This is a genomic window from Promicromonospora sp. NPDC090134, assembly GCF_044746965.1.
In the GTDB taxonomy this organism is placed as follows: Bacteria; Actinomycetota; Actinomycetes; order Actinomycetales; family Cellulomonadaceae; genus Promicromonospora.
The window spans coordinates 228,533-244,867 of record NZ_JBIVCZ010000003.1; the positions used below are offsets into that span (position 1 = coordinate 228,533).

General features: G+C 74.2%; 13 protein-coding genes. 3 read left to right on the plus strand and 10 right to left on the minus strand.

Features of this window, described 5'->3' with window-relative positions; genetic code table 11:
- Window positions 1–34: 34 nt before the first annotated feature.
- Window positions 35–1,531 carry a PH domain-containing protein gene (locus ACIPN7_RS10680; protein ID WP_400540999.1) on the plus strand — a complete coding sequence of 499 codons (1,497 nt, stop codon included), beginning with the start codon at window positions 35–37 and terminating at the stop codon, window positions 1,529–1,531.
- On the opposite strand, the gene ACIPN7_RS10685 is transcribed toward ACIPN7_RS10680, so the two are convergent.
- Window positions 1,497–2,456, minus strand: a complete 960-nt coding sequence (locus ACIPN7_RS10685) for a diacylglycerol/lipid kinase family protein (RefSeq protein ID WP_400541001.1) — start codon at window positions 2,454–2,456, stop codon at window positions 1,497–1,499. The two genes, ACIPN7_RS10680 and ACIPN7_RS10685, sit on opposite strands and share 35 nt — an antisense overlap.
- A gap of 54 nt (window positions 2,457–2,510) precedes the next feature.
- Between ACIPN7_RS10685 and ACIPN7_RS10690 the strand changes: the two genes are divergently transcribed.
- Window positions 2,511–5,696 carry a BTAD domain-containing putative transcriptional regulator gene (locus tag ACIPN7_RS10690; protein ID WP_400541004.1) on the plus strand — a complete coding sequence of 1,062 codons (3,186 nt, stop codon included), beginning with the start codon at window positions 2,511–2,513 and terminating at the stop codon, window positions 5,694–5,696.
- On the opposite strand, the gene ACIPN7_RS10695 is transcribed toward ACIPN7_RS10690, so the two are convergent.
- From ACIPN7_RS10695 to ACIPN7_RS10705, 3 genes are read right to left on the minus strand one after another with little or no spacing between them, the layout of a single operon-like run.
- Window positions 5,680–6,429, minus strand: coding sequence for an ABC transporter permease (locus ACIPN7_RS10695; protein WP_400541007.1), 750 nt, complete (start codon window positions 6,427–6,429; stop codon window positions 5,680–5,682). The genes ACIPN7_RS10690 and ACIPN7_RS10695 overlap by 17 nt on opposite strands.
- Window positions 6,426–7,385: an ATP-binding cassette domain-containing protein gene (locus ACIPN7_RS10700; protein ID WP_400541010.1), complete on the minus strand. Its 960-nt coding sequence runs from the start codon at window positions 7,383–7,385 to the stop codon at window positions 6,426–6,428. The genes ACIPN7_RS10695 and ACIPN7_RS10700 overlap by 4 nt, the downstream gene beginning before the upstream one ends.
- Window positions 7,385–8,194, minus strand: a complete 810-nt coding sequence (locus ACIPN7_RS10705) for a lysostaphin resistance A-like protein (protein ID WP_400541013.1) — start codon at window positions 8,192–8,194, stop codon at window positions 7,385–7,387. Before ACIPN7_RS10705 ends, ACIPN7_RS10700 begins: the two co-directional genes overlap by 1 nt.
- Before the next feature lie 169 nt (window positions 8,195–8,363).
- On the opposite strand from ACIPN7_RS10705, the gene ACIPN7_RS10710 reads away from it, so the two are divergent.
- Window positions 8,364–8,759: a zf-HC2 domain-containing protein gene (locus ACIPN7_RS10710; RefSeq protein WP_400541016.1), complete on the plus strand. Its 396-nt coding sequence runs from the start codon at window positions 8,364–8,366 to the stop codon at window positions 8,757–8,759.
- Here the strand turns inward: ACIPN7_RS10710 and ACIPN7_RS10715 are convergent.
- From ACIPN7_RS10715 to ACIPN7_RS10740, 6 genes are all read right to left on the minus strand, one after another.
- Complete coding sequence (locus ACIPN7_RS10715) at window positions 8,708–10,327, minus strand: cellulase family glycosylhydrolase (protein ID WP_400541019.1); 1,620 nt, start codon at window positions 10,325–10,327, stop codon at window positions 8,708–8,710. The two genes, ACIPN7_RS10710 and ACIPN7_RS10715, sit on opposite strands and share 52 nt — an antisense overlap.
- 164 nt (window positions 10,328–10,491) lie before the next feature.
- Entirely contained in the window at window positions 10,492–12,102 is a 1,611-nt protein-coding gene (locus ACIPN7_RS10720) for an FAD-dependent oxidoreductase (protein WP_400541022.1), read from the minus strand.
- Complete coding sequence (locus ACIPN7_RS10725; protein ID WP_400541025.1) at window positions 12,099–13,235, minus strand: LacI family DNA-binding transcriptional regulator; 1,137 nt, start codon at window positions 13,233–13,235, stop codon at window positions 12,099–12,101. The genes ACIPN7_RS10720 and ACIPN7_RS10725 overlap by 4 nt, the downstream gene beginning before the upstream one ends.
- Window positions 13,232–14,299, minus strand: coding sequence for an ABC transporter ATP-binding protein (locus ACIPN7_RS10730; RefSeq protein ID WP_400541028.1), 1,068 nt, complete (start codon window positions 14,297–14,299; stop codon window positions 13,232–13,234). The genes ACIPN7_RS10725 and ACIPN7_RS10730 overlap by 4 nt, the downstream gene beginning before the upstream one ends.
- Window positions 14,296–15,423, minus strand: coding sequence for an ABC transporter ATP-binding protein (locus ACIPN7_RS10735; protein WP_400541031.1), 1,128 nt, complete (start codon window positions 15,421–15,423; stop codon window positions 14,296–14,298). The genes ACIPN7_RS10730 and ACIPN7_RS10735 overlap by 4 nt, the downstream gene beginning before the upstream one ends.
- Window positions 15,423–16,331 (minus strand): ABC transporter permease, encoded by a 909-nt coding sequence (locus ACIPN7_RS10740; RefSeq protein WP_400541034.1) that lies wholly within the window; start codon window positions 16,329–16,331, stop codon window positions 15,423–15,425. The genes ACIPN7_RS10735 and ACIPN7_RS10740 overlap by 1 nt, the downstream gene beginning before the upstream one ends.
- Window positions 16,332–16,335: the final 4 nt, after the last annotated feature.

Below are 16,335 nucleotides of genomic sequence, written 5' to 3' on the forward strand. Positions count from 1 at the left end.
ACGCCTGGACCGCCGGGCCTACCTGGCCGGCGCCGTGTACACCCTCGGCCCCGCCGGGGGCGCGGCGCTCATCACGGGGTACTGGCTGGCCGTGGGCAACGGGCTCGGGTTCGCGCTCGCCTGGGTGCTGCCCCCGCTGGTGCTCGCGGTGGTCGCGGGTGGCGTCGCGGGCGAGTGGATGCGGCGCGTCACCCGCTACCGCGTGGACCCGGAGCGGTTCCACGTGCACACCGGCGTCGTCGTGCGCAAGCGCCTGGCCCTGCGCCGGGAACGGATCCGCTCGGTGGACCTGACCGCCGACCCGGTGCTGCGCGTGCTCGGCACGGCCACCGTCCGGGTCGGAACGGGCGAGCAGGCCGGGACCGAGGGGACGGTCACCCTCTGGCCGCTGCGCCGTCCGGACGCGGTGGCGCTGCGCGCCACCCTGCTCGCGCACGCCGCACCGGGCGCCGGCACGGGCGCGGACGAGGGAGCCGACGACGGCGCCCTCGCCCGGTTCGACCGCCGCTGGATCCGGTTCGCCCCGCTGTCCTTCCTCACCCCGGCCCTGGGCGCCGCGGCAGCCGGCGGCCTGATCCAGGTCTCCGAGTGGTTCGGCCTGCAGGAGGAGCTGTTCGAGACGATCGGGTCGTGGTTCGGCCTCGCCCCGGCCGTGCTCGTCGCCGTGCTGATGGGCGTGGGCCTCTTCGTCGTGGGCGGCGTGGCCACCGTCGCGCTGTGGGTCGAGTCCTGGTGGAACCACACCCTGGACCGGCAGGCCGACGGCACCCTGCACGTGCGGCGCGGGCTGCTCACCACCCGGTCCATCACGCTCGAGGAGTCCCGGCTGCGCGGCGTCGAGGTCGTCGAACCCCTCACCGCCCGGCTGGCGGGCGGGGCGCGCGTGGACGCCGTCGCGACCGGCCTCGCCCAGGGCGAGGAGGACAAGACCGACAGCCAGATCCTCCTGCCCGTCGCGCCCAAGGAGCTCGCCGACCGGGTCGCCGCCGACGTGCTGCGCGAGCCGGCCTCGCCCACGGCGGCGCCCCTCACCGGGCACCCGGTCGCCGCGCGGGGCCGCCGGCTGCGCTGGGCGCTGGCCACCGTGCTCGTCACCGAGGCCGTGCTCGTGGTGCTCGGCCTGCTGCTCACGCCCGTGCTGCTGCACATCGCCTGGATCAGCGCGCTGGTGCTCGTGCCGCTGGCGATCGTGCTGGCGCTGGACGCCTACCGCTCGCTCGGCCACACCCTGACCGAGCACTACCTCGTCGCGCGCAGCGGCACCGTGCGCCGCGCCACCGTGGCGCTCCAGCGGCGGGGCATCGTGGGCTGGACCGTGCGGCAGTCGGTGTTCCAGCGCCGGGCCGGGCTCGTCACCGTGCTCGCGACCACCGCGGCGGGTTCCGGCGCGTACGCGGTGCGCGACGCCGCGGAGCCGGACGGCCTGGCGCTCGCCGACGCCGCCGTTCCCGGCCTGCTGCGGCCGTTCCTCCTGGTCGAACCGGTGGGCGATCCCGTCAGCGCACCCGGACCGCGCCCGGCTGGACCGTGACGGCGGCGCGGGTCGACTCCCCCAGGTCCTCGCCGTCGATCTCGAACACCCGCGGCTCGCCGAGCTCGATCTGCAGGCTCTCCAGGCGGCGGTGGGTGGCGCTCTCGCTGCTCTCGGCCGACGCCCCGCCGGCCAGGGCACGCTTGATGCCGTTGTCCCAGACCATGTTCCGCAGCGTGTCGACCCACCCGGCGGCGCCGTCCGCGCTCAGGACCAGCAGGTCCAGCTCGCCGTCCCCCGGGTCGGCGTCGGGCAGGAGCGTGATGCCGCCCTGGAGCATGCCGCAGTTGCCCACCAGCAGCGTGTGGGCACTGCCGCGCTCCAGCACCTGGCCGTCGGCGGTGATCCTGACGTCGAGGGTGCCGCTCGCGGTCAGCGCCCGCCCCAGCGACTCGACGTAGGCGAGCCAGCCCACCTTGTCCTTGAGGTCGTCGTCGGTCTCGGTGATCATGTGCGCGTCGAGCCCGAACCCGGCCATGACGGCGAAGGCGTGGCGGCGCGTGCCGCCGTCGAGGTCGAGCTCGAGCCAGCCCACGTCGATCGTGCGCGGGCGGCCCCTCAGCACCCGGCGGAAGGCCGCCGCCGCACCGGTGAGCGGCACCCCGAGGTTGCGGGCGAGCAGGTTGCCGGTGCCGAGCGGGACGATGCCCAGCTCGACGTCGGCGCCCGACTGCGCTAGGTGCTCCGCGACGGCGCGGACGGTCCCGTCCCCGCCCGCGGCCACGACCACCCCGGCACCCGCCTCGATCGCCCGCTCGGCCGCGCCCTGGCCGGGGTCGTCCTCGGTGGTCTCGAACCAGAGCACCGACTCGCGCCAGCGCGGGTCGTCCAGGCGCTCGGCGGCCACGGCCTTGTCCAGCGCGGTGTCGAGGGCCTGCCTGGTCGTCTTGGCGGGGTTCCAGATGATGCCGAGGCGTGCGGTCATGGCGTCATGCTCGCACGCCCCCCGGGAGTCCGTTCCCTGTGCCAAGATCTGCCGGTGCAGATCAGGCTGATCGGTCCGTTCGAGGTCACCCTGGACGACGGCGCCGCCGCCGACGTCCCCGGGACGCGGCTGCGCGCGCTGCTGGCCGCGCTCGCGCTCGACCCCGGCCGCGTGGTGCCCAAGGCGACGCTGGTGGACTGGATCTGGGGCGAGGCCCCGCCGTCCGACGCGACGAACGCGCTCCAGCGCCTGGTCTCCCGGCTGCGCAAGGTGCTGCCGGACGGCTCGCTGGAGGGCCAGGTGAGCGGCTACCGGCTGCTGGTGGCCCCCGACGACGTGGACGCCGTGCGGTTCGAGCGCCTGGTCGCCCGGGCGCACGACGCCGACGTCGCGGGCCGCGTCGGGCTGCTGCGCGACGCCCTCGGGCTGTGGCGCGGCCCGGCCCTGCAGGACATCGGCGGGGCGGACGGCGGGGTCGGTGGCGGGGTCGGTGGCGGGAGCCTCGCCGCCGTCGTCACCCGGCTCGACCGGCTCCGCCTGACGGCCCTGGAGGACCGGTTCGACGCGGAGCTCGACCTCGGCCACGGCGCCGACCTGGTCGCGGAGCTGACCGACCTGGTGGCCGAGCACCCCGTGCGCGAGCCGCTCGTCGCCGCGCTGATGCGCGCGCTGGCCGCGGCCGGGCGTGACGCCGAGGCGCTGGAGGCCTACCAGCGCACGCGCGAGGCCCTCGCCGACGCGCTGGGCGTGGACCCCTCACCGGAGCTGTCGGACCTCCACGTCGCCCTGCTGCGGGGCGAGCTGGCCCCGCGCGAGGCGACGCGCCGGACCAACGCGCGGGCCGCGCTGACCAGCTTCGTCGGCCGGGACGCCGACCTCGCCGTGGTGCGCGGCCTGGTCGCGGAGCACCGGCTGACCACCCTGGTGGGCCCGGGCGGCGCGGGCAAGACCCGGCTGGCCGGTGAGACCGCGCGCCTGCTGGCCGGCGACCTCCCCGACGGGGCGTGGCTGGTCGAGCTGGCGCCCCTCGGGCCCGACGACGACGTGGCGCAGGCGGCGCTCACCGCGCTCGAGCTCCGGGACGCCCTCCTCGGCGAGGCGCCGCACCTGGACGCGACCGACCGCGTCGTCGCCGCCGTCCGCGACCGCGAGGCGCTGCTGGTCCTGGACAACTGCGAGCACGTGATCGACGCCGTCGCGGTGTTCGCCGAACGGGTCCTCGGGGAGTGCCAGCGGCTGCGGATCCTGGCCACGAGCCGGGAGGCGGTCGGCATCCCGGGCGAGGCGCTCTGGCAGGTCCTGCCGCTGGCCCTGCCGGGCGCCGCGGCCGACGGCGACGAGATCAGGTCGGCGCCTGCCGTCCGGCTGCTGCTCGACCGGGCGCGCGCGGTGCGCACGGACCTTGCCGTCGACGCCGCCACGCTGACGACCATGGCGCGCGTCTGCCGGGCGCTGGACGGGATGCCCCTGGCCATCGAGCTGGCCGCCGCCCGGCTGCGCACCATGTCGATCGACCAGCTCGCCGCCCGGCTCGACGACCGGTTCCGCCTGCTGACCGGCGGCAGCCGCACCGCGCTGCCACGCCACCGCACGCTGCGCGCGATGGTCGACTGGAGCTGGGAGCTGCTGACGGACGCCGAGCGGACGGTCCTGTGCCGCCTGTCGCTGTTCCGGGGCGGGACGAGCCTGGAGGCCGCCGAACGTGTCTGCTCCGACGGGGCGTCGGGTGTGGCGCAGGACGACGTGCTCGACCTGCTCACCGCGCTGACCGAGAAGTCGCTGCTCGTCGCGGACGGCGACGCCCACACCCCGCGCTACCGGATGCTCGGCACCATCAAGGAGTACGCTGCCGGGCGCCTCACGGAAGCCGGGGAGAGCGACCTCGCGCGCCGGGCCCACCTGGCCTGGTTCACCGAGCTCGCCGAGACGGCCGAGCCGCACCTGCGCCGCGCCGAGCAGCTCGTCTGGCTCGCCACGCTGACCGTCGAGCACGACAACCTCACGGCCGCGATGCGCGGCGCGCTGGCCGCGGGCGAGGCACCGGAGGCGATGCGGCTCGCGGCGGGCTCCGGCTGGTACTGGTGGCTGAGCGGCCACAAGGCCGAGGGCATGGACCTGATCCTCGCGGCGACCAAGCTGCCCGGCGAGGTGGACGACGGCGTCCGGGCCTGGGTGTACGCCCTGCTCTCGGTGTTCCTGAGCGCCGGCCTGGGCGACGAGCACACGGCCGCCGACTGGATCCACAAGGCCTACCGGTTCAGCCAGGACGCCGAACGGCAGCACCCCGCACTGCTGCTGACCGCCCCGCTGGAGCGCCTGCTCGCGGCCCCGCACGAGGGCGTGGCCGCCTGGGAGTCCGTGCTGGACGACGCGGACCCCTGGGTCCATGCGCTGGCCCGCCTGCACCTCGGCAAGATCAAGCTGATCCTGGGCCGGGACGAGCAGGAGGCGGAGGCGGACCTCGGGCTGGCGCTGGCGGAGTTCCGGGCGCTCGGCGAGCGGTTCGGCATCTCGTTCGCCCTGTCCGAGCTGGCCGACCAGCTCGCCGCGCGCGGCGAGCTCGCGGCCGCCTGCGAGCACTACGAGCAGGCCGCCGTGGTCGTCACCGAGATCGGCGCCGTCGACGACGTCATCCAGGTCCGGTCGCGCCTGGCCCACCTGCACTGGCTGCTGGGCGACCAGGACGCGAGCGCGGCCGCCATGGCCGACGCCGAGCGGCACGCGCGGCGGGTCACGTGGCCGGGCACCCTCGGCGCGCTGGCGCTCGCCAGGGCGGAGCTGGCACGGTGGCGCGGCGATGCCGCCGCGGCGCGCGAGCACCTGGCCACCGCCGCGGAGATCTGGGGTGCGGAGGCCGACGGGGCGCACGTCAGCGCGGTCATGCGCGACCAGCTCGGCTACCTCTCCCCCGACCTCGACGAGGCGCGCGTCCACCACACGGCGGCGTGCAGGGCCGCCGCGGAGACCGGCCACGCGCCCATGGTCGCCGTCGCGCTCGTCGGTGTCGCGGACCTGGCGCTGCGGCTCGGGGACCACGCCCAGGCCGCGCGCCTGCTCGGGGCGAGCTCCGCGGTGCACGAGCGGCGCGACTACCGCGCCACGCCGGACATCGCGCGGGTCGAGGGCGCGGCGCGCGGCCGCCTCGGCGACACAGGGTTCGCCGAGGCGGCCGCTGCGGGGCTGGCCTGGGAGCGGGAGTCGGGCTGGGAGGGGCTGGCCGCCGTCACGCTCGCTTCGTGAACGTGGCGCCCGCCCAGACGTAGCCCACCAGGGCGATGGCGACGCACCAGCCGACGGCGACCAGTGCGGTGCCCAGTGACGGCGTGCCGGCGAGCAGCCCCCGGACGGTCTCGATGATCGGCGTGAACGGCTGGTACCGCGCGAACTGCGCCAGCCCGGGCCCCATGGTGTCGGCCGGGACGATCGCGCTGCTGAAGAACGGCAGCATGACCAGCGGCACGGACGCCAGGCCCGCCGTCTCGGGCGACTTCGCGGCCAGCCCCAGCGCGACGGTCAGCCAGCCGGTCGCGAACCCGAGCAGCGCGACCATGCCGGCCACGCCCAGCCAGTCCAGGGGTCCCGCCGCCGGGCCGAACCCGAGCAGGAACGCCACCCCGAGCAGGGCCGCGACGGCCACGACGTTGGTGAGCAGGCTGGCCACGACGTGGCCCGTCAGCACGGCGCTGCGCGAGACGTCCATGACCTTGAACCGGTTGATGATCCCCTTGGTCATGTCGGAGTTCACCGCGGTGGCCGTGGACCCGAGGCCGTAGCAGACGGCCAGCAGGATCAGGCCCGGGGTCGCGTAGTCGATGTAGTCGACGCCCACGTCGAAGGCGTCGCCGAACATGTAGACGAACATCAGCAGGATGATGATCGGCATCAGCACCGCGTTGAAGACGGCGGTCGGGTTGCGGGCGATGTGCTTGAAGTTCCGGCGCAGCATGACGACGGCGTGGGGTGCGGCGCTCATCGGGCGGCCTCCTTCTCTGTGTTCGGGGCGGTCGTCGGGGCAGCGGCGTGCCCGGTCAGGGCGAGGAACACGTCGTCCAGGTCGGGCGTGTGCACGGACAGCTCCTCGGCGCTCAGGGAGTACTCGTCGAGCCGGTCCAGCAGGGTGCGCAGCGACCGGGTGCCGCCGTCGCCGGGGACCCGCAGGCTCAGCGCGTCGTCGTCCCGCGTGGCGTCGGCCAGCACCCGGGCGGCGGCGTCGAGCTCCGCGAGGGTGGCGAACCGCAGCCGCACGTGGGTGCCGGGGATCTGACGCTTGAGCTCGTCGGCCGTGCCCTGGGCCACGATGCGGCCCTGATCCAGGACGGCGATCCGGTCGGCGAGCTGGTCGGCCTCCTCCAGGTACTGCGTGGTGAGGAAGATCGTCACGCCGTCGGCCACCAGGTCGCGGATGATCGACCACATCGTGCGGCGGCTGCGCGGGTCCAGGCCCGTGGTCGGCTCGTCCAGGAAGATGATCTCCGGGTCGCCCACCAGGGTCATCGCCAGGTCGAGCTTGCGGCGCATGCCGCCCGAATAGGTCGACGCCGGCTTGTGCGCCGCCTCGGTCAGCTCGAAGCGCTCCAGCAGCTCCCCGACGGACCGGCCGCCGGCACGGCCGTTCAGGTCGACCATGAGCTGCAGGTTCTCGGTCCCCGTGAGCAGCTCGTCGACGGCGGCGAACTGGCCGGTCACGCCGATCGCGGCGCGCACGGCCTTCGCCTCGGTCGCCAGGTCGTGGCCGGCGACGCGTGCCGTGCCGCCGTCGGGCCGGGTCAGAGTGGTCAGCAGGTTCACCGTCGTCGTCTTGCCGGCGCCGTTGGGGCCGAGCAGCGAGAAGATGGTGCCCGCCCGGACGTCGAGGTCGATGCCGTCGAGCACCACCTTGTCCTTGAACGTCTTGCGCAGCCCCGAGACCGCGATCGCGAGGTCGCTCATCACATGATCCCCAGCATCAGGGCGACGGTGCCGCCGGTGGCCAGGAGCAGCGTGGTGCCGGCGTGCATGCCGATGGACAGCCGCAGGTCCTGCTTCTTCCAGACGAACCAGGGACCGGGGAAGAAGAAGATCACGCGGGACAGGAACACCCAGGGCGACCAGAGGTGGTAGAGCGAGAAGAGGACGGTGCTGAGCACCGGCGCCCAGGCGCCCAGGTGGGCCAGGCGCGGCATCAGGAACCCGCGAAAGTAGTACTCCTCGATGAGCGGCAGCGTGAAGCCCGTGAACGGGATGGACGCGGCCAGCGTGATGATCATGACCGTGCGGTCGTTGCCCTCCAGGTACGTGGTGGCGCTGGCGCCGACGTCGTCGAACGGGAGCCACGTGAAGAAGGCCTCGAAGACGGCGGTGTCCAGGACGGTGAGCACCGAGGACAGCACGATGAACCAGGCCATGAGGCCGGCGATCATGCCGATCAGGCGGCCGCGCGGGAGCGGCTTGTCCAGGTAGCCGAGCACGCCCCGCAGCGAGTACCGGCCGGTGCGGTAGCGGCCGAGCCAGAGCAGGCCGAGCTGCAGCGGGTAGAGCACGATGACCAGGGCGATCGCCCAGCCCAGGAACGACGGGTAGTGGATGGCCCGGACCAGCGGCTGGGCCACGAGCAGGTAGACGGCGACGATCAGGACGCCGGGCACGAGGTGCAGCGCGACGGACAGGGGCAGGGAGTGGCGTTCGGCGAGCAGGAGCTCGGCGACGCGGTTGGTGCGCGTGTCTTCGACGAAGGCTGTGGGGCCGGACAGGTTCTCCATGCCGAGGATGCTGTCGGCACCCGCGGACACGACGCTGACACGGCGCTGACACGGCTCCCGGACCGCCGTCAGCACGTATCACCCGTCGGTTTGCGCAACTCCCGGTGTGCAGTGGCACTATTTGCCCGGCCGGTCCGGCCGGACACTCTACGCAGAGGGGGCAGTGCGCGTGACGAACACGGGTGCGCGTCGGGCCGACGTCGCCAGGCTCCGCACCGCGTTGGCCGGGCTGCCGGGCGGGACGGGGCCGTCGGGCGAGGCGAGGCAGCACGGCGACCGCGCGCCACGCCCCGAGTGCCGCTCGACGCGAGCCTCGATCCACGACTACCTCTCGGGACGGCTGCTCCCCCACCGCCGGCACCGGCTGGAGCGGCACCTGGACGGCTGCCCCGGGTGCATCCGCGCGTTCATCGACGTGCGCCAGGTGTCCTGGAACCGCAGCGCCCTGGACCGGCGCCTGGTCGCCGACGACCACCGGGGCGGGCGGCACCGCCGTCCGCCCCGGCGCTCGGGTCAGCCCGCCCGGACCGCCACCTCGAACACCCGGGCCACGTCCGGGGTGTAGTTCGACGGGTCCGTGATCACGAGCCGCACCTGGTCGACGGCCGCCGGCGGCCCCGGCACGCTGACCAGGCCGAGCGTGTTGTCGTCGAAGGCGGCCGCCTGCTGCCACCCGGCGGACGTGTGCACCTCGACCGTGAAGTCGCGCAGCACGTTGACCGAGCCTCCGCCGATGAACCCGCTGTACACGTCGACCTGGTCCACGACCGTGGGCGCGTCGAGGGTGATCGTCAGGGTGGGCGCGGTGTCACCCGCCGCCGACAGCCAGCGGCCCGCGTTGGTGCAGTCGCCGTCCACCGCCTTGGCCGCGCCGCTGGTGGCGCTGCTGGACGACGACGCGACCGCCGTCGCCCCGACCGCCGCGTGGGACGCGCACGGGGACGCGTACGGCTGGTCGGCGAGCCACGCCTTGATCATCGCGCCCTGGTGCTCGCCGCCGAGCAGGTTCCAGTCGTGGTCGAACATCTGCGGCTTCCAGTAGTTGTCGAAGATCCACGCCGTCCAGCTGATGTGCGGCCGGGCGTCGAGGTACTGGCGCAGCGGGATGCCCCAGCCCGACGTCGTGCCCTGCGTGACGGTCGGGTCGGAGAACTCGCCGGGCGGGTTCCAGCCGAACTCGGTGAGGATCACCGGGATCTGCTGGGCCGCGTTGCCGAACTTGGCGTCCAGGTTGGCCGCCGTGGCGTCCCCCTGGTTGGGGTACAGGTGGTAGACGTAGGCGATGTCGTTCCCGGCGATCGGGTCGGCCGCCGCCTGGTTGACGTACGTGCTCCACTGCGGCCCGCCCATGAGCAGCAGCGTCTCGGGCGCGACGGCCCGGATGTCGTCCACCACCGGCTGGATGTACGCCTTCCACGTGGCCCAGCTCGCGGGCGCGACGGGCTCGTTGAAGACCTCGTAGATCACGTTCGGCACGTCGGCGTACAGCGGCGCCACGTAGTCCCAGAACTCCGCGACCGTCGACTGCGGCACGCCCGTGCTGCCGTAGTCGGACACGTAGTGCAGGTCCACGATGATGTAGATGCCCAGCTCCACGGCCTGCTGCACGTAGGGGTCCACGTACTGGGCCACGTTGTCCTCGACGCTGAGCGAACCCCAGACCGTGACGGGCAGGCGTACGACGTCAGACTGCCAGCCGTCGGACACGGTCATGTCGATCACGTCGGAGATCGGCCTCGGGTGGCACTCGGGGCACTCGGCGTTGTGCCGCGGGGCCAGCACGGACACGCCGCGCAGCTGTACGGGGGTGCCGGCGGCGTCGACGATCTTGTTGCCGGAGGTGCCGAGACGCGGGACGGCGGCGGGGGCGGCCTCGGCGGCGGGCGAGAGGGCGGCGGGCGCGACCTTGGTGCGCTCGACGTCGGCGGGCGCCGCGCCGGCCGCTCCCGCCGCAGGGACCGTGAGCCCCAGACCCGCCACGACCAGCGCGAGCGCGGACGCGGCGACCGCGTGCCGTGTCCGCGCCCGCCGCGGCGGGCGCGCGGCGGGGCGGGAGACGGGCGGAGCCGGGCTGATGGGAGCCGGGACGGTGGGCTCGGGACTGCGGCCCCTGAACAGGATGTTTCGCAGCACGATGGTTCTCCGTTCTTCGTCGAACGAGCGGTCGAGCTGGTACAAGACATGGCACAGATGAGAGCAGCACAACGAGATCGGTCGGACGCACTGAGACCGGTCGATTGACCGACCGATCTCAGGTCATCGGACCGAAGTCGATGAGTTCGGTCAGTTGCCTCCCCTCACTCGCGGTGGGTACGGATGTCGTCGGGCCACGCGAGCGTGATGCCGAGCGTGTCGGTGAGCAGGCGCTGGTAGTCGGCGAGCCGCGCCGGGTCGCTGCGCACCTTGCGCGGCGGCAGGCCTCGGTCGAGGCAGAACGCGACGAGCGCCCCGACGGCCTCGCCGATGCCCCACTCCACGGGGTGCAGCCGGTAGCAGCCGTTGGTGATGTGCGTGGTGCCGATGTTCTTGCCGGCGGGCAGCAGGTTCTCCACCCGCACCGGCACCAGCGCCCCGAGCGGCACCTGGAACGGGTACGCCTCGATGTCCACGTAGGAGCGCCCGGCAGTGCTGGGGTGCAGGTCGATCCGGTACCGGCCCAGGCCCACGGTGTCGGGGAAGACCTCGCTGCCGGCGCCGTCGGGCCTCGCCTGCACGCCCACGTGCTGCTCGGTGACGGTCAGCTCCGCCCGGATGCGGCGGGCCTCGCGGATGTACGGGGTCTTGGCCAGGCCGTCTGGCGTCCCGGTGACGTCGGGGCGCAGGCGCAGGCCGGGGTAGCCGGCGCCGCCGTCGGGCCGGGGCGCCTCCGTCTGGAGCCAGTGCAGGAACGAGAGCGAGAGGTCGCGCGCGCCCGCGAGCGCCGCCGCGCGGGCGGCGTCGTCGACGCCGGGGCCGAGCAGGGGCGCCTCCCAGTAGTCGATCTGGGGCCAGTTGACGATCGTGACGTCGCTGATCGCGCCGTCGGCAAAGTTCTCGCGGGCCAGGACGCGGCGGAAGGTCCACAGCGGGAAGTGGGCGTTGCGGGCGTGGTCGGCCTCGAACAGGCGCGAGGTGCGCGGCTGCAGGGTGATGGGCACGACGTCGTCGAAGGAGAGCTGCGGGCCGGGCCAGAAGGGCGCGACGGCGGTGCGCCAGTGGGCGTAGCCGGCAGGCCGACCCACGGTGTGGTCCTCGCCGGGCCGGTGCTCCAGGGCGAAGCACCAGGAGATCGCCTGCTGGTCGAGGGGGTCGGCGACGGCGGGGGCGTGTGGCTCGCCGGTCTCGTCGCGCCCCTCGGCGCCGATGACGTGCTCGACGTCGGCGAGCTCCAGCAGGTCGCCGAGCTCGGTGGCGTCCACGACGTAGTCGGCGTGCACCGTGGTCTCGTGGCCGTCGCGGGTGTCGCGCAGGGTGACGGCGTCGACCTCGTCGCCGGAGGTGTGGGCGGAGACGGGCTCGTGGCCGAGCAGCAGCTCGATCTGCCCGCCGGCGCGCCAGGGGGCGATCATCTCCTCCAGGACGGCGGCGGCGACGCGCGGCTCGTGGCACAGGTGGCTGACGATGCCGAGGCCGGGGTCGAGCAGCGGGTCGGCGGCGGCGCGCGGCGTGAGCGGGTAGTTGCGCCGGTAGTAGTCGCGCACGCGGCGGCGCAGCTCGGCGTACCCGGGCGGGGCGTAGCCGTCCTCGATCCAGGTGTGCTCGTCCGGGGGCACGGCCTGCGCGGTGAGCTGGCCGCCGAGCCAGTCCGTGGGTTCGGTCAGCACCACGCGCCGGCCCAGCCGGGCCGCGGTCAGGGCGGCGGCCACGCCGCCCATGCCGCCGCCCACGATCAGCACGTCGGTCTTGCGCTCGCTCGTCCCCGCGCTCATCCAGCGTTCCCCTTCGTCGGTGCTGATGGTCCGTCCGGTGCTGATGGTCCGTCCGGTGCTGATGGTCCGGCCGGTGCTGATGGTCCGGCCGGCGGCGCGGCCACGGTCTCTCCGTCGACGAGGACGCACTCGACGAGCACGTCCGCGACCAGCTCGCCGGGCTCGTCGAGCATGCCGACGAGCGTGTCGATGGCGAGGCGGCCCACCTCGCGGCGCGGGATCTGCAGGCAGTCCCAGCGCACGGGGGCGTCGGGGGCCACGCCCTCCAGGACGGCGACGGACACGTCGCGCGGCACGGTCAGCCCGCGGGCGGCCAGCCCGTCGGCGAGCGGGTGCGCCAGCCACTCGGCGTCGGCGACGACGGCGGTGACCTCGCCGGCGGCGACCGCGTCGAGCCAGGCGGGGTCGAGGCTGCCGTCGTCGAGGCCGGGCCTGGCGGGCGAGGCGTCGCGCAGGCCGCGTCGCGCGACGGCGGACTCGTAGCCGCGCCGCCGGTCCGCGTAGGACTCCTCCTCGATGCCGGCGCGCAGGTAGGCGATCCGCACGTGCCCGAGGTCGGCCAGGCGGTCGACGATCGCGGCGGCGGCCGACTCGTAGTCGGGCACGACGCACGTGATGCGCGTGCCGGGCACCTCGCGGCGGCCGATGTGCACGAAGGGGTAGCCGTCGGCCTCCAGCCGCGCCAGCTCGGCCCGGTCCGCGGCGACGCCGAGCAGCACCGCGCCGTCGGCCACGTTGAGGCGGTTGACGCCGTCGCGGTAGACGCGGCGCCGTCCGTCGCTGCCGCCCGTGGAGGTGAACAGCACCAGGTCGTGGTCGATCTCCTCGGCCCGCTCCTCGATGCCGAGCAGGAACTCGAAGTAGAAGTCCTCGCGCGCCCGCGGGAACACCGCCTCGAAGGTGTGTACGCCGAGCATCCGGTTGCGGCCGGTGCGCAGCTTGCGCGCCGTCGGGTTGGGCACGTAGCCCAGCTCCTTGATCGCGTCCTGGATGCGCCGGGCGGTGGCCTCGGGGATGCGGGCGGCGTCCGTGTCGCCGCCGATCACCCGGGACACGGCAGACTGCGAGACGCCGGCCAGCGCGGCGACGTCGGACTGGCGGGGCGCCCGGGCACGGCGCGGGGTGGTGGTCACTCGTTCTCCTGGGTGGTGGTGCGGTCGGCGGCATGCAGCCAGCAGCGGGCCCAGCGGCCCTCGCCGAGGTCGGTGCGCGGCGGTGCCTGCGTGCGGCACACGTCCATGGCGAACGGGCAGCGCGGGTGGAACCGGCAGCCGGCCGGCGGGTCGATGAGGCTGGGCGGTTCGCCCAGGCCGTCGGCGTCGGCGTCGAACAGGGCCTCCCGGTCGCGCGCGCCGCGACCCGGGTCGGGCGAGGACTCCACCAGCAGGCGCGTGTACGGGTGCTGCGGGTCTGCGATGACCTGCTCCTTGGGCCCGCCCTCGACCATCTCGCCGGCGTACATCACCACGATGTCGTCGCACAGGTAGCGGGCGCTGGCGATGTCGTGCGTGATGTAGAGCAGCGCCAGGCCGTCCTCGGTGCGCAGCCGGTCGAGCAGGTTGAGCATCTCCAGGCGGATGGACACGTCGAGCATCGAGATGGGCTCGTCGCCGAGCAGCACCTTGGGCTCGACGGCCAGGGCGCGCGCGATGACGACGCGCTGCCGCTGCCCGCCGGACAGCTCGTGCGGGAACTTGTCCACGTACTGCTCGGTGGGCGTCAGGGCCACGCGCTCCAGCAGCTCCCGCACCCGCCGGTCCAGCTCCGCCCGGCCGCGCACGCCGTGGTGCAGCTTGAGGGGCCGCTCCAGGTTGTGGCGCACCCGGTGCAGCGGGTTCAGCGACCCGAACGGGTCCTGGAAGACGATCTGCACGTCCTTGTGGTACCCGCGCTCCACGCGGCCGCGCCGCTGCCGCACGGGCACGCCCTCCAGGGCGATCTCGCCGCTCGTGGGGGTGTAGAACCCCGCGAGCAGCCGGGCCAGCGTCGTCTTGCCGCTGCCGGACTCCCCCACGAGCGCGACCACCCGGCCGCGGTGCAGCGCCAGCGAGGCGCCCTCCACGGCGCGCACCACCGAGCGGGCGCCCACGGCCGAACGCACCTCGAAGTGCTTGGTCACGTCCACGGCCTCCAGGACCGGGGTGTCCGGTGCCCCGGCCCCGGTGGCGGACGACGTGGGAACGGTGGTGGCGGTCATGCGGAGCCCCCTTCGGTTCGGACGGGCGTCGGGTCGGATGCCGGTTCAGATGTCAGGTCGGATGCCGGATCCGGTCGCGCGGTCGGGTCGTGCAGCCGGCAGGCGACCGCGTGCCCACCCGTGGTGACCAGCTCCGGCAGGTGCGTGTCGCACCCCTCGAACCGGGCCGCGCACCGCGGGTGGAACGGGCAGCCCGACGGCGGACGGCGCAGGTCGGGCGGCGTGCCCGGGATCCCCGTGAGCCGCCGCAGGGGCGCGTGCAGCGGCGGGAACGAGTCGCGCAGCCCGCGGGTGTAGGGGTGGCGCGGATCGTCGTAGAGCTCCGATGCGGTGCCGAGCTCCACGATGCGCCCGGCGTACATGATGGCGATGCGGTCGGCGAGCTCCAGCAGGAGCGACAGGTCGTGCGTCACGAAGACGACGGCGAACCCCAGCGTCCGGCGCAGCCGCAGCACCTGGGCCAGGATCTGCCGCTGCATGACGACGTCGACCGCCGTCGTCGGCTCGTCCATGACCACGAGCTCCGGGCCGCACGCGAGCGCGAGCGCGATGCTGGCGCGCTGCCGCATGCCGCCCGACAGCTCGTGCGGGTAGCTGCGCGCCCGGTCCCCCGAGATGCCGACCGTGGCGAGCAGCTCCGCGGCGCGCGCCCAGGCGGCGTCCTTGGTCAGGGTCCGGTCGTGGGTGCGCAGCGCGTCGGCGAACTGCGCGCCGAGCCGCATCACGGGGTTCAGCGCGTCCATGGCGCTCTGCAGCACGATGGACAGGGAGGTCCAGCGCAGCGCCCGCAGGGCCCTGGGACTCGCGGTGACCAGGTCGACGGCGGCCCCGCCGTCGCGCGGCTGGAAGACGATGCTGCCCGCGGTGGTGACGGCGGGCGGCCGCTGCAGCCTCGTGAGGGCCGTGATCAGGGTGGACTTGCCGGAGCCCGACTCGCCCGCCACGCCGAGGATCTCGCCGCGGCGTAGCGTGAAGGTGACGTCGGCGCAGGCGCGCACCGGGTCGCCGTCGGTCACGTACTCGACGGTCAGGCCGGTGACGCGCAGGACGTCGGTGTCGGCTCCCCGCTCGGCGGTGGTCCCGGCGACGGACTGCTCGGTGTCGGGCACGAACTGGGTGACCATCAGGCATCGCTCCCTACGGACGTCTCGGCCGCACGGTCCCGGGTGCGGCGCACCACGGAGCGCCGCACCGTGCGCAGCTTCGGGTTGGCCAGCTCGTCGACGCCGAAGTTCACGAGCGTCGCCCCCGTCGCGACCAGGGCGATGCACAGCCCCGGCGGCACGAACCACCACCACATGCCCCGCAGCACCGCGCTCTGCTGCTGGGCGGCCTGGATCATGGTGCCCCAGCTGATCGCGCCGGAGTCGGAGATGCCGAGAAAGGCGAGACCCGCCTCGGCCATGACGCCGCCGATGACGCCCGACAGGAACATCGCGGCGATCCAGCCGGTCAGGTGGGGCAGCACCTCGTGGAACAGGAGCCGGTGGTGCGGCTCGCCGAGGGTGCGCATCGCGAGCACGAAGTCGCGGTTGCTCACGCTCATGGCCTGCGCGCGGATGGTGCGGGCGCCGCCCGACCAGCCGAAGAACCCGATGATCAGCGCGATGACCCACAGCCCCGTGCCCTGCATGTAGCCGGCGACGATGAGGATGAGCGGCAGCACGGGCATCACGATGAACAGGTTGGACAGGAAGTTGAGCCAGGAGTCGGTGCGGCCGCCGAAATACCCGGCGGGCAGCCCGACGAGGATCGCGAGCGCCGTGCCGATCACCGCCGAGAGGAACCCGACGAACAGGGAGCCGCGGGCGCCCTCGATGGTCTGGGCCAGCACGTCCTGGCCGAACTGGGTGGTGCCGAGCCAGTGCTCGGCACTCGGCGGCAGGCCGATCGCGGTCAGGTCGTTGGCGCGCGGGTCGAGGCCGGGGACGCTCGCCGTCAGCCACGGCCCGAGGATCGCCAGGAGCACGAAGAAGCCGATGACGGACAGGCCGACGCGGACCTTCCAGCCCTTCAGGAGTCCGGTTCTCATGGCG

Excerpts from the sequence above, each read along its gene's own strand:
- ACIPN7_RS10685 (WP_400541001.1), bottom strand. The coding sequence starts at position 2,456 with ATGACCGCACGCCTCGGCATCATCTGGAACCCCGCCAAGACGACCAGG.
- ACIPN7_RS10695 (WP_400541007.1), bottom strand. The coding sequence starts at position 6,429 with ATGAGCGCCGCACCCCACGCCGTCGTCATGCTGCGCCGGAACTTCAAG.
- ACIPN7_RS10700 (WP_400541010.1), bottom strand. The coding sequence starts at position 7,385 with ATGAGCGACCTCGCGATCGCGGTCTCGGGGCTGCGCAAGACGTTCAAG.
- ACIPN7_RS10705 (WP_400541013.1), bottom strand. The coding sequence starts at position 8,194 with ATGGAGAACCTGTCCGGCCCCACAGCCTTCGTCGAAGACACGCGCACC.
- ACIPN7_RS10720 (WP_400541022.1), bottom strand. The coding sequence starts at position 12,102 with ATGAGCGCGGGGACGAGCGAGCGCAAGACCGACGTGCTGATCGTGGGC.
- ACIPN7_RS10730 (WP_400541028.1), bottom strand. The coding sequence starts at position 14,299 with ATGACCGCCACCACCGTTCCCACGTCGTCCGCCACCGGGGCCGGGGCA.
- ACIPN7_RS10735 (WP_400541031.1), bottom strand. The coding sequence starts at position 15,423 with ATGGTCACCCAGTTCGTGCCCGACACCGAGCAGTCCGTCGCCGGGACC.
- ACIPN7_RS10740 (WP_400541034.1), bottom strand. The coding sequence starts at position 16,331 with ATGAGAACCGGACTCCTGAAGGGCTGGAAGGTCCGCGTCGGCCTGTCC.